The sequence below is a fragment of the Streptomyces sp. NPDC002536 genome (genome assembly GCF_053594995.1).
In genome coordinates, this window is record NZ_JBSFWU010000063.1 from 1 (window position 1) to 18,215 (window position 18,215).

Annotated in this window: 17 protein-coding genes; 6 read left to right on the forward strand and 11 right to left on the reverse strand. The window is 72.9% G+C overall.

The window, feature by feature from the left end; genetic code table 11:
• Positions 1–92 precede the first annotated feature (92 nt).
• Positions 93–1,682, reverse strand: a complete 1,590-nt coding sequence (locus tag ACWD4B_RS22495) for an MFS transporter (protein WP_451422411.1) — start codon at positions 1,680–1,682, stop codon at positions 93–95.
• A gap of 97 nt (positions 1,683–1,779) precedes the next feature.
• On the opposite strand from ACWD4B_RS22495, the gene ACWD4B_RS22500 reads away from it, so the two are divergent.
• Together ACWD4B_RS22500 and ACWD4B_RS22505 are read left to right on the forward strand one after the other, a co-directional pair.
• A complete protein-coding gene (locus tag ACWD4B_RS22500) occupies positions 1,780–3,057 on the forward strand; it encodes a hypothetical protein (protein ID WP_451422412.1) in 1,278 nt (425 codons plus the stop codon).
• 307 nt (positions 3,058–3,364) lie between these two features.
• Positions 3,365–4,357, forward strand: coding sequence for a phosphatase PAP2 family protein (locus ACWD4B_RS22505; RefSeq protein WP_451422413.1), 993 nt, complete (start codon positions 3,365–3,367; stop codon positions 4,355–4,357).
• A gap of 88 nt (positions 4,358–4,445) precedes the next feature.
• Here ACWD4B_RS22505 and ACWD4B_RS22510 read toward each other — a convergent pair whose 3' ends face one another.
• Entirely contained in the window at positions 4,446–4,661 is a 216-nt protein-coding gene (locus ACWD4B_RS22510; RefSeq protein ID WP_451422414.1) for an I78 family peptidase inhibitor, read from the reverse strand.
• 484 nt (positions 4,662–5,145) lie between these two features.
• Here ACWD4B_RS22510 and ctaD point away from each other — a divergent pair, with 484 nt between their 5' ends.
• Complete coding sequence (gene ctaD, locus ACWD4B_RS22515) at positions 5,146–6,831, forward strand: aa3-type cytochrome oxidase subunit I (protein WP_451422415.1); 1,686 nt, start codon at positions 5,146–5,148, stop codon at positions 6,829–6,831.
• A gap of 17 nt (positions 6,832–6,848) precedes the next feature.
• Here ctaD and ACWD4B_RS22520 read toward each other — a convergent pair whose 3' ends face one another.
• Both ACWD4B_RS22520 and ACWD4B_RS22525 read right to left on the reverse strand, forming a co-directional pair.
• Positions 6,849–7,787, reverse strand: a complete 939-nt coding sequence (locus tag ACWD4B_RS22520; RefSeq protein ID WP_451422416.1) for a hypothetical protein — start codon at positions 7,785–7,787, stop codon at positions 6,849–6,851.
• A complete protein-coding gene (locus ACWD4B_RS22525) occupies positions 7,784–9,034 on the reverse strand; it encodes a glycosyltransferase family 4 protein (RefSeq protein ID WP_451422417.1) in 1,251 nt (416 codons plus the stop codon). The genes ACWD4B_RS22520 and ACWD4B_RS22525 overlap by 4 nt, the downstream gene beginning before the upstream one ends.
• Before the next feature lie 273 nt (positions 9,035–9,307).
• On the opposite strand from ACWD4B_RS22525, the gene ACWD4B_RS22530 reads away from it, so the two are divergent.
• Positions 9,308–10,087, forward strand: a complete 780-nt coding sequence (locus tag ACWD4B_RS22530) for a hypothetical protein (RefSeq protein WP_451422418.1) — start codon at positions 9,308–9,310, stop codon at positions 10,085–10,087.
• Positions 10,088–10,230: 143 nt separating this feature from the next.
• Positions 10,231–10,533 carry a hypothetical protein gene (locus ACWD4B_RS22535; protein ID WP_451422419.1) on the forward strand — a complete coding sequence of 101 codons (303 nt, stop codon included), beginning with the start codon at positions 10,231–10,233 and terminating at the stop codon, positions 10,531–10,533.
• Between the two features lie 45 nt (positions 10,534–10,578).
• Here the strand turns inward: ACWD4B_RS22535 and der are convergent, their stop codons facing one another.
• The 4 genes from der to ACWD4B_RS22555 form a co-directional block, all read right to left on the reverse strand.
• Positions 10,579–12,039, reverse strand: coding sequence for a ribosome biogenesis GTPase Der (gene der, locus ACWD4B_RS22540; RefSeq protein ID WP_451422420.1), 1,461 nt, complete (start codon positions 12,037–12,039; stop codon positions 10,579–10,581).
• Positions 12,040–12,100: 61 nt separating this feature from the next.
• Positions 12,101–12,688, reverse strand: coding sequence for a lysophospholipid acyltransferase family protein (locus ACWD4B_RS22545; RefSeq protein ID WP_451422437.1), 588 nt, complete (start codon positions 12,686–12,688; stop codon positions 12,101–12,103).
• Positions 12,689–12,815: 127 nt separating this feature from the next.
• Positions 12,816–13,544, reverse strand: coding sequence for a (d)CMP kinase (gene cmk, locus ACWD4B_RS22550; RefSeq protein ID WP_451422421.1), 729 nt, complete (start codon positions 13,542–13,544; stop codon positions 12,816–12,818).
• 212 nt (positions 13,545–13,756) lie between these two features.
• Entirely contained in the window at positions 13,757–14,842 is a 1,086-nt protein-coding gene (locus tag ACWD4B_RS22555; protein ID WP_451422422.1) for a prephenate dehydrogenase, read from the reverse strand.
• 61 nt (positions 14,843–14,903) lie between these two features.
• Here ACWD4B_RS22555 and ACWD4B_RS22560 point away from each other — a divergent pair, with 61 nt between their 5' ends.
• Complete coding sequence (locus ACWD4B_RS22560) at positions 14,904–15,266, forward strand: DUF952 domain-containing protein (RefSeq protein WP_336416759.1); 363 nt, start codon at positions 14,904–14,906, stop codon at positions 15,264–15,266.
• An 83-nt stretch (positions 15,267–15,349) separates the two neighbouring features.
• On the opposite strand, the gene ACWD4B_RS22565 is transcribed toward ACWD4B_RS22560, so the two are convergent.
• From ACWD4B_RS22565 to ACWD4B_RS22575, 3 genes are read right to left on the reverse strand one after another with little or no spacing between them, the layout of a single operon-like run.
• Positions 15,350–16,615 carry a pseudouridine synthase gene (locus tag ACWD4B_RS22565; RefSeq protein WP_451422423.1) on the reverse strand — a complete coding sequence of 422 codons (1,266 nt, stop codon included), beginning with the start codon at positions 16,613–16,615 and terminating at the stop codon, positions 15,350–15,352.
• Positions 16,615–17,277: an SMC-Scp complex subunit ScpB gene (gene scpB, locus ACWD4B_RS22570; protein WP_336416761.1), complete on the reverse strand. Its 663-nt coding sequence runs from the start codon at positions 17,275–17,277 to the stop codon at positions 16,615–16,617. The genes ACWD4B_RS22565 and scpB overlap by 1 nt, the downstream gene beginning before the upstream one ends.
• Positions 17,274–18,203: a segregation and condensation protein A gene (locus ACWD4B_RS22575; RefSeq protein WP_451422424.1), complete on the reverse strand. Its 930-nt coding sequence runs from the start codon at positions 18,201–18,203 to the stop codon at positions 17,274–17,276. Before ACWD4B_RS22575 ends, scpB begins: the two co-directional genes overlap by 4 nt.
• Positions 18,204–18,215: the final 12 nt, after the last annotated feature.

Genomic DNA, 18,215 nt, shown 5'->3' on the forward strand with positions numbered 1-18,215 from the left:
CGCGATCAGCCACGACGCTCCCGCAGTCGAAGTCTCGGGGTGGTGCGTCGGCTGCAGGCCGTCGGTGGCCGATCGCGCAGTTCCCCGCGCCCCTACGGGGCGCTGCCCTCCGCAGAGCGCGGCAGCCGCAGCGCGGCCAGGCCCCCCATGAGGAGCAACCCCGCACTCACCGCGAGGGTCACGTGCAGACCATGCACAAACGCATCCCGCGCCGCCACCCGCAGCGCGGCCCCGGCCGGCCCGCCGAGCCGGTCGGCGACCTCGTACGCCTCCCCCACGGAGTGACCGGCCGCGGCCCCCGCCGCGCTCGGCACACCCGGCACCGCCGCAACTCCCGGCGCGTACGCCGCATTCATCACGCTGCCCAGCAGCGCGATGCCGATGCCCGCACCCAGCTGGTACGACGTCTCCCCGATCGCCGCCGCGCCCCCGGCCGACTCCGCAGGAGCCTCGCTGAGCATCGATTCGTACGCCCCGAACAGCGTGGTCTCCAGGCCGAAGCCGAGCAGGACGAAGCACGCGACCATCAGGGCCGGCCGGTCCTGGCGGCCCAGGGCGGTCAGGGACAGCACCGCCACCGCCGTCAGCGCGAAACCGGACGCCACCATCGCCCGCGGTCCGACGCGGTGCAGCACCCGGGAACCGACGAGGCCTGCGGCCATCGCGGCCAGCGTGAGCGGCAGCAGCCGCATCCCGGTCTGCAGCGGGGTGAGGCCCAGCACGAGTTGGAGGTACTGCGCGGCCACCAGCTCCAGGCCGACGAGGGCCAGCATGGCCAGCACGATGCAGCCCACGGACGTGCCGAACGCCGGGCGGCCGAACATCCCGAGGTCGACCAGCGGATGGGCGCGGCGGCGCTGCCGCCGGACGAAGAGGACGAGCAGCGCGGCACCCAGTGCGGCCGGCACCAGCGTGCCCAGCGACAGCGGCTCGGCGGTGCCGATCCGTTTCACCCCGAGGACCAGGCCGAACAGCCCGCAGGCCGCCATCAGCGCGCCGAGCACGTCCCAGGGCCCGTTGCGGTCGCCGGTCGACTCGGGCAGCAGCCACCGCCCGACGGGGAGGCTGACCGCCATCAGCGGCAGGTTGATGAGGAAGACCGAGCCCCACCAGAAGTGCTCCAGCAGGAAGCCGCCGAGCAGCGGCCCGACCGCCGCGCCTATCGCGGCCACCGCGCTCCAGATGCCGATGGCCAGGGCCCGTTCCCGGCGGTCGGGGAAGACCTGCCGGAGGATGGAGAGCGTCGCGGGCATGATCATCGCGCCGCCGGCGCCGAGCAGCGCCCGCGCACCGATGAGGACCTCCGCCGTGCCGGCGAAGGCGGCCACGGCCGAGGCCACGCCGAAGAGCGCATAGCCGAACAGCAGCACCCGGCGCCGCCCGACGCGGTCGCCGAGGGTGCCGAAAAGGATGAGCAGCGAGGCGCAGACGAGCGGGTAGACGTCGACGATCCAGAGCAGCTGGATCGCGCCGGGGCGCAGGTCCTCGGTGACGGCAGGGACCGCGACGTGCAGCACGGTGGCGTCCACGGCGACGAGCAGCAGGCTGACGCAGAGCACGACGAGCACGGTCCAGCGGCTCGCGCCGCTTCCGTTCCCGCCGAGCGGCAGCCGGTCCCGCCGGGAGCGCTGCCGGGGAACGCCCGAGGACCGCCGGGGGTCGGCGGTGGTCGTCCCGGACATTCACACACCTCCGTGTCGTGCGAGTCGACAGAGTACGCGAGTCCCGCCAGTGCGCACGTGGCCCGTCTCACGTCACGGGGCTGGGACAATCGGTCGGGTGACTGATCTCGTTTCGCCCTCCGGCATACGCACCGGCGCCCCCGCCGCCGCGTACGGCGGCCCGCTGCGCGGCCGCGCGGTACCGGGGGTGCTGCGCCGGGCCGTCCCGGCGCTGCTGGTGTACGCGGGGGTGCGGGCGCTGGGGGTCGTGGTGCTCGCGGTGTGGGGACTGTCCGACGGCAAGGACCCGCTCACGCTCCTGTCGGCGCGCTGGGACTCGCTCTGGTACGCGCGGATCGCCGAGCACGGCTACGGGTACACGCTGCATCTGAGCGGTGGGCGGGTCCATTCCGACCTGGCGTTCTTCCCGCTGCTGCCCGCGCTGGAGCGGGGCCTGTCGGCGGTGCTGCCGCTCTCCACGGGCGAGGCCGGCCTGGTGGTCAGCGCGGTCGCGTCGCTGGGCGCGGCGGGGGCCCTGTTCGCGATCGGCGAGCTGTGCCACGGGCGGCGGGCGGGCATCGCGCTCGCGGCGCTGTGGGCGGCGCTGCCGGTCGGGATCGTGCAGTCGATGGCGTACTCGGAGTCGCTGTTCACGGCGCTGGCGGCGTGGAGCGTGTACTGCGTGCTCACCGGCCGCTGGGTGTGGGCGGGTTCGCTCGCGGCGCTGGCCGGACTGACCCGGCCGGTGGGGGCGGCGGCGGTCGCGGCCGTGTGGATCACGGCGGCGGTGCTGCTGTGGCGCCGCCGCGTCAGGGGCGCGGGGAACTGCGCGATCAGCCACGACGCGCCCGCAGATGACCTCCTGACGGGGCGCTCAAAGATCCGCCGGACGGGCCCCGGCGGGCGGCGGCGGATACTGCTCGGGGCGGCGCTGGCGCCGCTCGGCTGGCTCGGCTACGTGGCCTGGGTCGGGGTGCGGACGGGCAGCGTGACCGGCTACCTCGACGTGCAGGGCGGCTGGGGCAACGGCTTCGACGGCGGGCTGGCCTTCGGCCGGTTCGTCGGCGGGCTGCTGGACGGCCCGGGGTTCGCGGGCGGGCTCGCACTGCTCGTCGGCGTCGCGCTGGTGCTCTGGCTGTACGCGGCCGGGGTGCGGCGGCGCCAGCCCCTGCCGCTGCTGGTCTACGGGGGCGTGGTGCTGCTGCTCGCGCTGACCGCGAAGGGGTACTTCGGCTCCAAGCCGCGCCTGATGCTGCCGGCGTTCCCGCTGCTGCTGCCGCTCGCGGCGGCCGTTGCGCGGCTGCGCACGGTGCGGGCGGCGGCGACGGTGGGGGCGGTGGCACTGGCGTCGGCGGTCTACGGAGCGTTCTGGCTGCACGGCTCCGGACCGCCATGATCGATCATGATCGATTATCGGGCGTTCCCGGGGGCATTCCCTTCGGCCGGCCGCGGCGGGCCGCCCGCAAACACCGCGGAACGCGGCGACCACGGGCCGGCGAACGCCGGGGAACGAATGGGGAATTGCCCCGGAAGCCGCCGGACACCGCTCGGCGGCTTTTTTCCTGCGCGCTTTTTATGCGGCCCTTATTCGGCGGATTCAAACATGCCGGAGGTCAGGATTGAGACGCATTCCACATCACATCGTCATCACAAAGCGGCCCGATCGGCCAAGGCTCCCCGTCACGCAATGTAACGTCGATTGAGTGCCTACCAATGACGAGCTCCTGCCCACGCAGGAGCGCCGGACCGAGCCCCCGCGCCCGCGGATGACCCGCGCCCGCGTGGGGATCCTCGCGGCGACCTCAGTGGTCTACGCGGCGATCGTGGTCGGCGTGCTCACCAACTCCTGGCCGGTGCGGTTCGACTGGCAGGTCATGCTCTTCCGGCCGTACAAGCAGTGGCCGGAGATCCACGCCTTCCTCGACTACTTCGTGGTGCTGGGCCAGCGCGGCCCGACCGCCGTGGCGGTGGCCGCCTGGCTGGGCTGGTGCGCCTACAAGCAGAAGACGCTGCGTCCGCTGCTGGTGCTGGGCGTCTCACTGCTCCTGCTCAACGCCACGGTGGGCGCGGCGAAGATAGGCATGGGGCGGCTCGGGCCGCACTACGCGACCCACGTCGGCTCCAACGAGATGTTCGCCGGCGGCGACATATTCCCCTCGGGCCACACCGCGAACGCCGTGGTGACCTGGGGCGTGCTCGCCTACCTGGCCACCACGCCGCGCACCCGCCGGATCGCCTCGGTGGCCGCCGCACTGCTGGCGCTGGGCGTCGGCATGACGACGGTGTACCTGGGCACGCACTGGATGAGCGACGTGACCCTCGGCTGGACCGCGGGCCTGATGATCCTGCTGGTGCTGCCCTGGTTCGAGGCGCCCATGGCGCGCACCGACGCCTGGCTGCTGGACCGGTACCGGAGGCTGCGCGACCGCCGCGCCCCGGCGCCGGCCACGGTCGCCGCTCCCGTCCCGCTGGGCGCGCCGCGCTCCCCGGCGGACGACGAGGCGCCGGTCCTGGAGCCGGTGGGCGCCGGGAGCCGGGCGGGCGGACGCCCGCACCTGCCGCAGCGGCCGCACACGGCCCGCTCGGAGCGGACGCCGGTCACCCCGACCGGCAGCCGCCGCCCGCCGCACGCGGACCGGGCGCAGCGCACCACACCGCTGGGCCCGGCCACGGGCCGCGGCCGCACGGTGGGCTGAAACAGCAGACTGCGTACCTCAAGAAGCGCGCCGATGGCGGTGGTCCCGGGTTTCCGGGGCCGCCGCCATCGGCGTGTCCGGGCTCCGCTCAGCCCCTCCAGCAGCGCCGCACCGTGCCGTCGACGACCTCGAAGTTCAGCCGCCCCGCCAGGTATTCCATGGTGATGACGACGCCTGGCGGCAGTGCCCGCACGGTCGTCCAGCCACGGGCGCGGGCCCGCTCGGCGGCGGTGTCGGCGTCGAGCCCCACGTAGTCCTCGGGGGCGTCGTCGGGGTCGGGCGGAAGCTGCGGTACGGGCGCCATGACAGCCACCGTAGGGGGCTCCGGGCGGGGTGGGAAGCGGGGGCCGGGCACGCTCCCGTCCGGGTCGGGTCCGCCACTGGTCACACTTCTGTCACAGAGGGCGTACGCCGGTTTACTCCGGCCCAGCAGGCCCCGTACGGCAATTCCGCACCCCCGGCACCGCCCCCGTAATCAGCCCCGAGGGAATTCACGACACCTTTTCCGAATACCCCCGGCAACTCCGCGGAACGCACCGGGAATTCCCGGCACCGCGGCCGCCCCGTTATGCATCGCCGGGAATTCCGGGACGGCTTCCTGCACGGCTCCGGCACATACGGAATATAAAGTTCCAGCCTCTTGGGGGACCCTGCACCGCGCGCGATTGACGGACGGTCGGCGAGGCACCCTCGCGCGCCGGGCGGCGGACGAGCATCATGGCGGGTGCCCGGGGGAGCCCATGTGCACGACAGGCCGTACGAGCCGAGAGCGAAGCGAGGGGGCACGGATGGGGACCGACACCGCGCAGGCGACCACTGCGCCGGCCCGGGAGCGCCGGCCCGGCGCCGTCGTCGTCGACTGGCTGACGACCACCGACCACAAGAAGATCGGCCACCTCTACCTGATCACCTCGTTCGCCTTCTTCCTCGTCGCCGGGCTGCTCGCCATGCTGATGCGGGCCGAACTGGCCCGCCCCGGGCTGCAGTTCCTCTCCAACGAGCAGTTCAACGAGGCGTTCACCGCCCACGGCACGATCATGCTGCTGCTCTTCGCCACCCCGGCCTTCGCGGGCTTCGCCAACGAGATCATGCCGCTGCAGATCGGCTCGCCGGACGTGGCCTTCCCCCGGCTCAACATGCTCTCGTACTGGATGTACCTGTTCGGCGGCCTGATCGTGGTGAGCAGCCTGCTGATGCCCGAGGGCGGCGCCGCCTTCGGCTGGACCGGCTACGCCCCGCTGAACAGCGGGGCGCGCTCGCCGGGGATCGGCACCGACATGTGGATCCTGGGCCTGGCGCTGTCGGGCTTCGGGACGATCCTGGGCGCCGTGAACTTCCTGACCACCATCATCGGGATGCGCGCCCCCGGCATGACGATGTTCCGGATGCCGGTCTTCACCTGGAACGTCCTGTTCACCTCGATCCTGATCCTGATGGCCTTCCCGGTCCTGGCCGCGGCCCTGCTGACCCTGGAGGCGGACCGGCGGTTCGGGGCGGTGGTCTTCGACTCGGCCAACGGCGGGGCGCTGCTGTGGCAGCACCTGTTCTGGTTCTTCGGGCATCCCGAGGTCTACATCATCGCGCTGCCGTTCTTCGGCATCATCACCGAGATCATCCCGGTCTTCTCCCGGAAGCCGATCTTCGGCTACGTGATGCTGATCGGCGCGACCATGGCCATCACCGCCCTGTCCGTGGTGGTCTGGGCGCACCACATGTTCGCCACGGGCGCGGTGCTGCTGCCCTTCTTCTCCTTCATGTCCTTCCTGATCGCGGTGCCGACGGGCGTGAAGTTCTTCAACTGGATCGGCACCATGTGGCAGGGCTCGCTGTCCTTCGAGGCACCGATGCTGTGGTCGGTGGGCTTCCTGGTGAGCTTCCTCTTCGGCGGGCTCACCGGCGTGATCCTGGCCTCGCCGCCGCTGGACTTCCACGTCACGGACACCTACTTCGTCGTGGCGCACTTCCACTACGTGGTGTTCGGGACGGTGGTGTTCGCGATGTTCGCGGGCTTCTACTTCTGGTGGCCCAAGTTCACGGGGAAGATGCTGGACGAGCGGCTGGGGAAGATCCACTTCTGGACCCTCTTCACCGGCTTCCACCTCACGTTCCTCGTCCAGCACTGGCTGGGCGCCGAGGGCATGCCGCGCCGGTACGCCGACTACCTGGCGGCCGACGGCTTCACCGCGCTCAACACGGTGTCCACGATCGGCGCGTTCCTGCTGGGCCTGTCGACGCTGCCGTTCTTCTACAACATCTGGAAGACCGCGAAGTACGGCAGGCAGGTCGAGACCGACGACCCCTGGGGCTACGGCCGCTCGCTGGAGTGGGCGACCTCCTGCCCGCCGCCGCGGCACAACTTCCTCACCCTCCCCCGCATCCGCTCCGAGTCGCCGGCCTTCGACCTGCACCACCCGGAGACGGCCCGCCCGCCGGTACCGGCGGCCCCGGCCGAGCCGGGACCGGCCGGCGCCTGACGGGGCGTCGCCGGGGGTCAGCGGGCGGTGGGGGGCCGCTCGTCGATCCGTACGGAAAGGTCGTTGTCGACGGTGTAGTACGGGCCCACCCGGGCAGGGGCGTAGAAGGCGTCGACGTCCTGCGCGGGGTAGGTGAATATCTGTTTCTTGTCGGCGACGTCGTCGAGGATGCGGGCGATCCGGGCCGGAGCGCCCTCGGCCGGCCGCAGCCACAGGTCCCAGATGTCCAGGCCGCCCTGCCATTCCTCGCACAGCCCGGCGAAGGGGAGGGTGAAGGTGAAGTCCGGGCCGTCGGCGGTGACCGGTGCGGTGCTCATGACATCGCTGTCACGGCGCAGCCGCGCCTCCACCACGGCGTCCTTCAGCCAGGCCTCCGGGTCGCCGACGCGGTAGAGCGTGCCGTGACCGGTGAGGCCCGAGGGGTCCAGGAGGAGATCCCCCGCCTCGGCGTGCGGGGAGCGCAGCCAGCTGCGCAGCGAGAGATTGCCGTGCTTCGTCGCGTACGGGATGCGGACCGCGAGCGGCGAGGTGCTGGGGCCGGGTCTGCGGTCGACCAGGGAGCGCAGGTCGGCCAGACCCGGCACCAGCCGCCGCGGGGCGTCCTCGCCGCAGGCCACATGGACGTCCCAGCGGCCCTCCGGGAGGGCGACGGTGCTCGGCAGGACGGCGCGCACCCGGCCCTCGCCGTTGGCCGTGAGCGGCAGACGGACCTCACCGGACTCGTCGTCGCCGCCCCTGCGGCGCAGGACGAGCGCCGCGGACCAGGGGGCGCAGGCTTCGGAGAGGCCCGGGGCGTCGAGGTCGAAGGTGAGTCCGCCCGCGGAGTCCGCGATGCAGTCGGCAGTGGGGTTCCCCATGCCGAAGGCCATGGGAGGGGCAGACACGATGGTGCACTCCTCGGGGGTGGTGGAGCCGCCGGGACCGGCGGCGTCGGCGGGCACGGTGGAAGGGGTCATGCGGCACGCACCCGGCGGAAGGCGGCGCGGCTCGCGTCCCTGGTCTTGAACGCGTTGCTGAGCAGGGCCCCCCGGGTCCGGTGCAGCGAGCCCCGCAGGGCGCCGCGGCCGGTCAGGTCGGCGAAGAGGGCCTCGTAGCGCTCGGCGACGTGCACGGGGTCGAACCGGGCCGCGTTCTTCAGCGCCTCCCGGCCCATGCGGCGCCGCAGCTCGTCGTCGTCGATCAGCTTCAGCAGCCCGGCCGCGATGGCGTCCGTCTTGCCGACGGGCACCAGCAGGCCGTCGGTCCCGTCGGTGATGATCTCGCCGGGGCCGTGCGGGCAGTCGGTGGAGACCACGGGCAGGCCGCAGCGCATGGCCTCGACGATGGTCATGCCGAAGGACTCCAGGCTGGAGGTGCAGACGGCGATGGATCCCTTGACCCACTCGGGGTCCAGGGGGTTGGCAGGGCCCATGAGGAACACGTGGTTGTAGAGGCCGAGCTTGTCGATCAGAGCCCGCAGCTTGGCGCGCTCCGCGCCGGCGCCGTGGATCCGCAGCCGCCACTCGGGACGCTCGGCGGCCACCTTGGCGAAGGAACGAATCAGCACGTCGTACCGTTTCGCCGGAGCGAGCCGGCCGGCAGCGATCACCCACTTGCCGGAGCCGTCCGCCGGCTCCAGGGCCGGCGCCGGAACGCCGTTGGGCACCGCCTCGATCCGCACCCCGGGCAGCCGCATCAGCTTGCGGTAGGTGCGCGCGTCGGCCTCGGTCACGGTGGTGACCGCGTCCAGCCGCGGGTAGTGGGTGCGCAGCTCCAGCTTCAGCGGCCCGCTGTGGGTGCCCAGCGTCAGGTGCTCCTGGCCCACCCGTACCGGACCGCGCGGGGCCTGCCGGGCGATGTGCACGTTGAGGCCGGGACGGGTGCCGACGACCACGTCGCAGTCCAGGCCGCGCAGATGCCGGGCGATCCGCTCGTCGGTCAGCGCGCTGTACTGCTGGTAACGGCCCTCGGCGGCGGGGAAGACGGAGGCCGGGACGGCGTACTCGGGAAGCTCGCCCGCGTACTCCGGGCTGTCCTTGCGCAGGTCCACCAGGTGCCGCAGGCGGACCTTGCCCCCGGGGGCGAGCATCGGCTCGTCGCGGTGACGGAAGACGGAGACGATCTCCACGTCGTGCTGCTCGGCGAGGGTGCTCGCGAGGTTGTACGTGGTGCGGATGGTGCCGCCGATCCCGTACGCGTTGTGAATCAGGAATGAGATGTGCATTCGTCCCCATGCAGCCGGTGTGCCGTGGTCATCACCCGATGACCCGCCTCCTGAAGGTTAGACCGTGGCCGGTGCCGCCGGGTTGGCCGTGATCGTCAACTCGTTGTCCGAGCGTTGGCGAATCGGTAGCGGGGACGGGAACTTTTCCGGGCCGTGACCCCGGCCACGGATCGTCCGTTGTCTTCTTGTGGGCCGGGAAGAGCCCGGCACCGCGCACCCCGTGCACCACAGCTGCACCACCGTTTTGCCCGCACCAAGTTCGAGGAGCTCCCCGTGCCGCGCATGCTCGATGTCAGCGACGAAGTACGCGCCGAGATCGGCGACGAAGAGGCGGACCGACTGCTCGGCGGCGACAGCGCCCCGGGCGTGTACGACTGCACCTCCTGCCGCACCCAGGGCGACATCGAGCGCGAGCGCACCAGCACGGTGCTGTTCGTCGGCGATGAGACGGCGGTGCTGGCCTTCGCCCACGCGGCCTGCATCCCCTCCCAGGTCGTGGAGGTCTCCGAGGAGCAGCTCCAGGGCGCCGTGAAGTCCATCACCGCCGGCGAGGGCGGGCAGCCGGTGCCGGAGGTGCCGCTGCAGGCCGAGCTGGGCGTGACCAGCGGCCTGGTCCTGGTCGACGGGGACGTCCACCCGGCGCTGGTCGTCGAGCCGCTGGGCCCGATCGCCCGCCCCGGCACCACCGGGCCCGTCGACGTCTTCCTCGACCTGCTCCGCGAGCAGGGCTTCAAGGAGGTCCCGGGCATGGACCGGGTGCCGGACCCCATCGCGGGCTGGTCGGTGCTGCTGGCCATGGGCCAGCTGCACGCGATCCTCCAGCCGGGCCCCGGTGCCGGCGCAGCCGTGGCGTGGTGGCAGGCGCACCAGCCGATGGAGGTGGCCCCCGAGTGGCGCGCCGCCGTCAACAAGCAGCGTCGCGTCCTGATCCTCTGCTCCCCCGCCGGAACGATCGGCGCGCAGCCCCGCGAGGACCTACTGCGCGACGCCCTGGACCGGGCCGCCGCGGCCGGACGGCTGGTCGGCGCGAGCATGCCGCTCGCGGGCACCTGATCCACAGTGCGCGCCCGGCGCACACCACCCCGGCGGGGCATTCCCGCGCCGGGCCGCATCCCCGCGGCTCCGGAGTCGTTGGCAGGGGTGTGTACTCATACGAACCCGTGTCCCGGACCTCGTATCCGAACTACATCCCCGGCATGCGCCCACCCCGCGATGCCTCCCCGGAGAGTCATCCCGGGTCGGTCACCCCGATCTACGACGCTCTCTGCTCCGAGTACCGCCGGTCCTTCCGGACGTTGCCGGGGGACCGCGCCGGGGAGGAGGAACTGAGGTTCAAGGGCTTCGGCGCACAGTCGCCCAGCGGCTATGCCCAGCCGTATGCGGGGGCGTACCAGGGGCAGTCGTCCGGGTACAACCCGGCCTGGGATTCCTACTACGGGCGGCAGCGGAGCGGCAGTTCACTGCCGGCACTGCCGCCCGCGCCGCGGCGCAGTTTCTAGCCTGCAGCAAGTACCGCGCCCCTGAACGGGGCGCGGAAACGGCTGCTACTTCTTCTTCGAGCGCTTCTCCCGCACCCGCACCGAGAGGTGGATCGGGGTGCCCTCGAAGCCGAACTCCTCGCGCAGGCGGCGCTCGACGAAGCGGCGGTAGCCCGCCTCCAGGAAGCCGGAGGCAAAGAGGACGAAGCGCGGCGGCTTGGTGCCCGCCTGGGTGCCGAAGAGGATGCGCGGCTGCTTGCCACCGCGGATCGGGTGCGGGTGCGCGGAGACGAGCTCGCCGAGGAAGGCATTCAGCCGGCCGGTCGGGACGCGCGTCTCCCAGCCCGCCAGCGCGGTCTCGATCGCCGGGACCAGCTTCTCCATGTGCCGGCCGGTGCGCGCCGAGACGTTGACCCGCGGCGCCCAGGAGATCTGCTGCAGCTCGGTCTCGATCTCGCGCTCGAGGTAGTAGCGGCGCTCCTCGTCCAGCGTGTCCCACTTGTTGAAGGCGATGACCATCGCGCGCCCGGCCTCGACGGCCATGGTGATGATGCGCTGGTCCTGGACGCTGATGTTCTCGCTGGCGTCGATCAGGATGACGGCGACCTCGGCCTTCTCGACCGCGGCGGCGGTGCGCAGGGAGGCGTAGTAGTCCGCGCCCTCCTGGAGGTGGACGCGCTTGCGGATGCCCGCGGTGTCCACGAACTTCCAGGTCGTGCCGCCCAGTTCGATCAGCTCGTCGACCGGGTCACGGGTGGTGCCCGCCAGCTCGTTGACGACGACGCGCTCCTCGCCCGCCACCTTGTTCAGCAGCGACGACTTGCCCACGTTCGGGCGGCCGATCAGCGCGATGCGGCGCGGGCCGCCGACGACCCCGCCGAACGTCGCGGCCGGGGCCTCGGGCAGCGCCTTGAGGACCTCGTCCAGCATGTCGCCCGTGCCGCGGCCGTGCAGCGCGGACACCGGCATCGGCTCGCCGAGGCCCAGCGCCCACAGCATCGCGGCGTCGGCCTCGGCGGACGGGCCGTCGACCTTGTTGGCGCACAGCACGACGGGCTTGCCGGCCCGGCGCAGCAGCTTGACGACGGCCTCGTCGGTGTCGGTGGCGCCGACCGTGGCGTCCACGACGAAGACGACCGCGTCGGCGGCCTCGATGGCGTACTCGGCCTGGGCGGCGACGGAGGCGTCGATACCGAGGACGTCCTGCTCCCAGCCGCCGGTGTCGACGACCTTGAAGCGGCGGCCGGCCCACTCAGCCTCGTAGGTCACGCGGTCGCGGGTGACGCCCGGGCGGTCCTCGACCACGGCCTCACGGCGGCCGATGATGCGGTTCACGAGCGTCGACTTGCCGACGTTGGGGCGGCCGACGACGGCGAGGACGGGCAGCGGGCCGTGCCCGGCGGCCGCGAGCTCGCTCTCGACCTCCTCGGCGTCGAAGCCTTCCTGGGCGGCGAGCTCCATGAACTCCGCGTACTCGGCGTCGCCAAGCTCACCGTGCTCGTCGCCGGTGTGGATCTGGTCGTTCATGAAGTCCGTTCCTCAGTTCTTCGTCGTCGGCGGACCCTGACGGTCCGCTACTAAGTCTCGTTCAGCGCCCGGTGGAGCGCCTGGCGTCCGCCAGGTGCGCGCTCAGCCGCTGCTGGATGCGCACGGTCGCCTCGTCCAGCGCCTTGCGCGTGCGCCGCCCGCTGCCGTCGCCGGCCTGGAAGGGCTCGCCGAAGACCACGTCCACCCCGCTGCGCAGCGGCGGCAGCCCCCGTATGACACGGCCCTTCCGCTCGCCGCTCCCGAGCACCGCCACCGGCACGATCGGCGCGCCCGAGCGTACGGCGAAGTACGCCAGGCCCGCGCGCAGCGAGGCGAAGTCGCCCTCGCACCGGGTGCCCTCGGGGAAGATCCCCAGCACGCCGCCCTGCTCCAGGACCTCCAGCGCCGCGGTGATCGCGGTGCGGTCGGCGCCCGTGCGGTCGACCTTCAGCTGGCCGATGCCGCGCAGGAACGGGTCCAGCGGGCCGACGAACGCTTCCTTCTTGATCAGGAAGTGCACCGGCCGGGGCGCCGTGCCCATCACCATCGGGCCGTCGACGTTGTGGGTGTGGTTGACGGCCAGGATGCAGGGCCCCGCGGCGGGCACCCGCCAGGCGCCCAGCACGCGCGGCTTCCACAGCCCGTACATCAGGCCGATGCCGATCCGCCGCCCGACGGCGGCACCGGAGGCGGACCCGGTCACGCCGACCGCTTCACGTTTTTGGGGTCGCACTCCGCCTCGACTCCGCTCCGGCCGAGTGCACCTCGTTCGTTCCTCACTCGGCGCCCTCGACCTGCGCTGCATCTCGGCTGCGTCGCTCCTCGATCAGGGTGACCACGCACTCGATGACCTGGTCCAGCGTCAGCTCGGTGGTGTCGACCTCGATCGCGTCGCCGGCCTTGGCCAGCGGGGAGGTCTTGCGGCCGGAGTCGGCGGCGTCGCGCTTGACCAGGGCGGCCTGGGTGGCGGCCAGGTCGCCCGCCTCCTTGCCCTTCAGCTCGCCGTTGCGGCGGGCGGCGCGGGCCTCGGCCGAGGCGGTCAGGAAGATCTTGACGTCTGCGTCCGGGAGGACGGTGGTGCCGATGTCCCGGCCCTCGACGACGATGCCGGCCGGCGCCTCGGCGGCGATCGCCCGCTGCAGCTCGGTCATCCGGGTCCGCACCTCCGGCACCGCGCTGACGGCGCTGACCGCGGCGGTGACCTCCTGGGTGCGGATGGGGCCGGACGCGTCCGCGCCGTCGACCGTGATGGCCGGGGCGGCCGGGTCGGTGCCGGAGACGATCTCGGGCTTGCCCGCGGCGTCGGCGACGGCCTGCGCATCGTTCACGTCGATGCCGTTGTTCAGCATCCACCAGGTGATCGCCCGGTACTGGGCCCCGGTGTCGAGGTAGCGCAGGCCCAGCTTGGCGGCGACGGCCTTGGAGGTGCTGGACTTGCCCGTGCCGGAGGGGCCGTCGATGCCGACGATCACGGCTGCCGGAGCGGTCCGGGCGGCGGTTTCCACGGTGTTGGACACCTTCCTCTGTGCACGGGGCGGAGAACATGGGCGGCTACGAGCCTCACACAAGGTTACTGGCTCGCCCGACCGCCCCGTGCAGCCGCTGCCGCGCTGCCTGCGGCCCGCCACGACGCGCCCGCACGGGGCTGCGCCCCGAACCCCTGGGGTCGTGCGTCGGCTGCCGGCCGGTGGGGCTGATCGCGTAGTTCCCCGCGCCCCTACTGCCGCACCGACCAGCCGCGATCGCGCAGCGTCGCGGCCAGGCCGGCGACCGCGCCCGGCTCGACCATCAGCTGGATCAGGCCCGCCTGCTGGCCGGTGGCGTGCTCGATGCGGACGTCCTCGATGTTGACGCCCGCCCGGCCGGCGTCGGCGAAGATCCGGGCCAGCTCGCCCGGCTGGTCGCCGATCAGCACCGTGATCGTCTCGTACACCGCCGGGGCCGCCCCGTGCTTGCCGGGGACGCGGGAGCGGCCGGCGTTGCCGCGGCGCAGCACGTCCTCGATGCCCACCGCGCCCTCGCCCCGCTTGTCGTCGTCGGCGGACTCCAGGCCGCGCAGGGCCCGTACCGTCTCGTCCAGGTCGGCGGCGACGGCGGAGAGGATGTCGGCCACAGGGCCGGGGTTGGCGGAGAGGATGTCGATCCACATCCGCGGGTCGGAGGCGGCGATCCGGGTCACGTCGCGGATGCCCTGGCCGCACAGCCGCACGGCCGTCTCGTCCGCGTCCTGCAGACGGGCGGCGACCAGGCTGGAGAGCAGCTGCGGGGTGTGCGAGACGAGGGCGACGGCGCGGTCGTGGGCGTCGGCGTCCATCACCACGGGCACCGCCCGGCACAGGGCGACGAGCTCCAGGGCGATGTTGAGGACCTCGGTGTCGGTCTCGTGGGTGGGGGTGAGCACCCACGGCCGGCCCTCGAAGAGGTCGGCGCCGGCCGCCATGGGCCCGGAGCGCTCGCGCCCGGCCATGGGGTGCGTGCCCAGGTAGCGGGACAGGTCGCAGCCGAGCGCCTCCAGCTCGCGGCGCGGGCCGCCCTTGACGCTGGCGACGTCGAGATAGGCGCGGGCCGTCCCGCTGCGGATGGCCTCGGCGAGGGTCGCGGCGACGTGCGCGGGGGGCACGGCGACGACGGCGAGGTCGACCGGTCCGTCCGGTTCCTGGTCGGTGCCGGCGCCGCGGGCGGCGGCGGTGCGGGCCTGGGCGGGGTCGTGGTCCCGGAGGTGGACGTGGACGCCGCGGCCCGCGAGGGCAAGGGCTGCGGAGGTGCCGATCAGGCCGGTGCCGATGACGAGGGCTGTTCTCACCGGACCCAGCCTAGTGCCGCCCTGCGGGACGGGGAGCGCGGTGTCCGGTACAACGAAGGGCATGATCTATCACGTGGTCCCCCTGGACGACTGGCTCGCCCTGCCCGACCGTCCGTACTCCCCCGCCTCCCTGGCCGACGACGGCTTTGTGCACTGCTCCCCCGACGAGGCCACGACACTGGCCGTGGCCTCGGCCTTCTACCGGGAGACGCCGGGACCGCTGATGGCGCTGCTGATCGACGAGCACAAGCTGGACGTCATGGTCCGCTGGGAGCCGGCGGACCCGGCCCCGCCGCCGGGGGTCGCGCCGGGGACGCGGTTCCCCCACGTCTACGGGCGCATCACGCGCGATGCGGTGGAGGGGATGATGGAGATCCAGCGCGACGACGCGGGCCGGGCGACCGGCATGACCGTGTGGTCGTAGCGGTCGTTCGGTGACTGCGGGCCGTCCTGGGCCGGTCGCGCAGTTCCCCGCGCCCCTTACGGGGCGCGGGCGCGGTACCGCGTTTACAGGTCGACTTCCCGCATCAGCATGCCGACCTCCGTGTTCGTCAGGCGGCGCAGCCAGCCCGACTTCTGGTCGCCCAGGGCGATCGGGCCGAAGGAGGTGCGGACGAGCTTGTCGACCGGGAAGCCCGCTTCGGCCAGCATGCGCCGCACGATGTGCTTGCGGCCCTCGTGGAGGGTGACCTCCACGAGGTAGTTCTTGCCGGTCTGCTCGACGACGCGGAAGTGGTCCGCGCGCGCCCAGCCGTCCTCGAGCTCGATGCCCTTCTTGAGCTGCTTGCCGATGTCGCGCGGCAGCGGGCCCTGGATGGCGGCGAGGTAGGTCTTCTGGACGCCGTAGCGCGGGTGCGTCAGGCGGTGGGCCAGCTCGCCGTGGTTGGTGAGCAGGATGATGCCCTCGGTCTCCGTGTCGAGGCGGCCGACGTGGAAGAGCCGGGTCTCGCGGTTGGTGACGTAGTCGCCGAGGCACTGGCGGCCGTCCGGGTCCTCCATGGTGGAGACCACGCCGGCCGGCTTGTTGAGGGCGAAGAAGAGGTACGACTGGGTGGCGACGGTCAGGCCGTCGACCTTGATCTCGTCCTTCTCCGGGTCGACGCGCAGGCCCTGCTCGGTGACGATCCGGCCGTTGACCTCGACACGGGCCTGCTCGACCAGTTCCTCGCAGGCGCGCCGCGAGCCCATGCCGGCCCGGGCCAGCACCTTCTGCAGCCGCTCGCCCTCCTGCTCGGCACCGGGGAAGGTCTTGGGCGTCTTCACCTGGGGCTTGTTGTGCCGCTCCCGGTTGCGCTCCTCGATCTTGGCATCGAGCTCGCGCGGGCGGGCCGGGACGTAGCCGTGGCCACGGGCGGGCCCGCTGCTCCGCCCGCCGGCACCGGCCGTGGAGCTCCTGCGGGGGCCGCCCTTGGCGCCGCCGCGAGCCGAGGCGCCGCGGCCGCTGGTGGGGCCACTGGTCCGGCCGCTGGTGGGGCCGCTGCGGGTGCGCTCGGCGTCGGGGCCCACGTCATAGCGACGCTCCTCGGGGCGCGGCCGACGCGGGCGCTCCTGCTGCCGGTCGTCACGACGGTCGTCACGTCGGTCGTCACGTCGGTCGCCGCGACGGTCGTCCCGCCGGTCATCACGACGGTCGTCCCGCCGGTCGCCGAAGCGGTCGCCGCCGGAACGGCCGCCGCCTGCGCGCCCGCCCCCGGACGCCGGACGGGGAGCCCCTCCCCGGCCGCCCCGGTCGTCCCGCTTGCCGCTACCGCTGTTCCTGCCGCTGCTTCGCATCAAAGTTCCGTCTTGTCGTCTGCGTCGGTGTCCGGTGCGTCCGGATCGAAGGACGGGACCCCCTCCTGGGAGTCCCCCTCGACCGCTTCCGCCTCGGGGAGGAACGGTGCGAGCTCGGGAAGCTCGTCCAGGCCGCGCAGGCCCATCCGCTCCAGAAAGTAGTTCGTCGTCCTGTACAGGATCGCACCTGTTTCGGGTTCCGTCCCCGCCTCCTCCACCAGACCCCGCTGGAGGAGGGTGCGCATGACGCCGTCGCAGTTCACGCCGCGGACGGCCGAGACCCGGGAACGGCTGACCGGCTGACGGTACGCGACGACGGCCAGGGTCTCCAGCGCGGCCTGGGTCAGCCGGGCCTGCTGGCCGTCCAGGACGAAGGCCTCGACGGCGTCGGCGTACTCGGGACGGCTGAAGAAGCGCCAGCCCCCGGCCACCTCGCGCAGCTCGAAACCGCGCCGCTGGGCGGTGTACTCGTCGGCCAGTTCCCGCAGCGCCAGGGCGATCTCGCGGCGGGGCCGGTCGAGGACCCTGGCCAGGTGCTCCTCGGTGGCGGGCTCGTCGACGACCATCAGCACGGCCTCCAGGGCCGGCCGGAGGTCGAGCTCCGCGACGGCGGACGTCCCGGCGGGCGGCTCCGCCGGGCTCTCGTGCATCGCCTCGGTCATTCCGTCGTCTCCTCGGGCTCGCGGTCGAACTCGTCCGTCACCGCCGGGGCCCCCTCGGCGCCCGTCCAGCGCACCGTCAGCGCCCCCAGCGCCTCGTCCTGGTCCAGGGCGACCGCGCGCTCGCGGTAGAGCTCCAGCAGGGCGAGGAAGCGCGCGACGACGGTGAGGGTGTCGGGCGCGTCCTCGATCAGTTGTCCGAAGCTCGCCTCGCCGGCCGTGCGCAGCCTGTTCACCACGACCTCGGCCTGCTCGCGGACGCTGACCAGGGGGGCGTGGATGTGGTCCACGTACACCTGCGGCTTCGCCTTCGGCTGCATCGCCTTGGCGGCGAGCCGGGCGAACGCCTCCGGGCCCAGGCCGAGGACGACCTCCGGCAGCAGCTCCGCGTGGTGCGGCTCCAGACCGACGGTGCGCGGCCGGCGGCGGCCCTCGTACGCCATGCGGCCGCTGAGGATCTCCGCGATCCGTTTGTACGCGCGGTACTGCAGCAGCCGTGCGAAGAGCAGGTCGCGGGCCTCCAGCAGGGCCAGGTCGGCCTCGTCCTCGACCTCGGCGGCGGGCAGCAGCCGGGCCGTCTTGAGGTCCAGGAGCGTCGCCGCGACGACGAGGAACTCGGTCGTCTGGTCCAGGTCGAAGTCCGGCCCCATGGCCCGGAGGTGGGCCATGAACTCGTCGGTGACCTTGGACAGGGCCACCTCGGTGACGTCCAGCTTGTGCTTGGCGATGAGCTGCAGCAGCAGGTCGAAAGGGCCCTCGAAGTTGTCCAGCCGGACGGTGAACCGCCCGTCGTCCGACGCTCCCCCGGTCTCCCCGGCGGCCGGCTCCGCGGGCTCCTCGGGAGCGGTCTCCTCGGGAGGCGGCGGGGGCTGCCCGCCCGGGCCGTGGCCCAGGGTACGGCGGGCCGGGGCGGCGGGGGCTGGGGGCATGAGGGTGGTCCA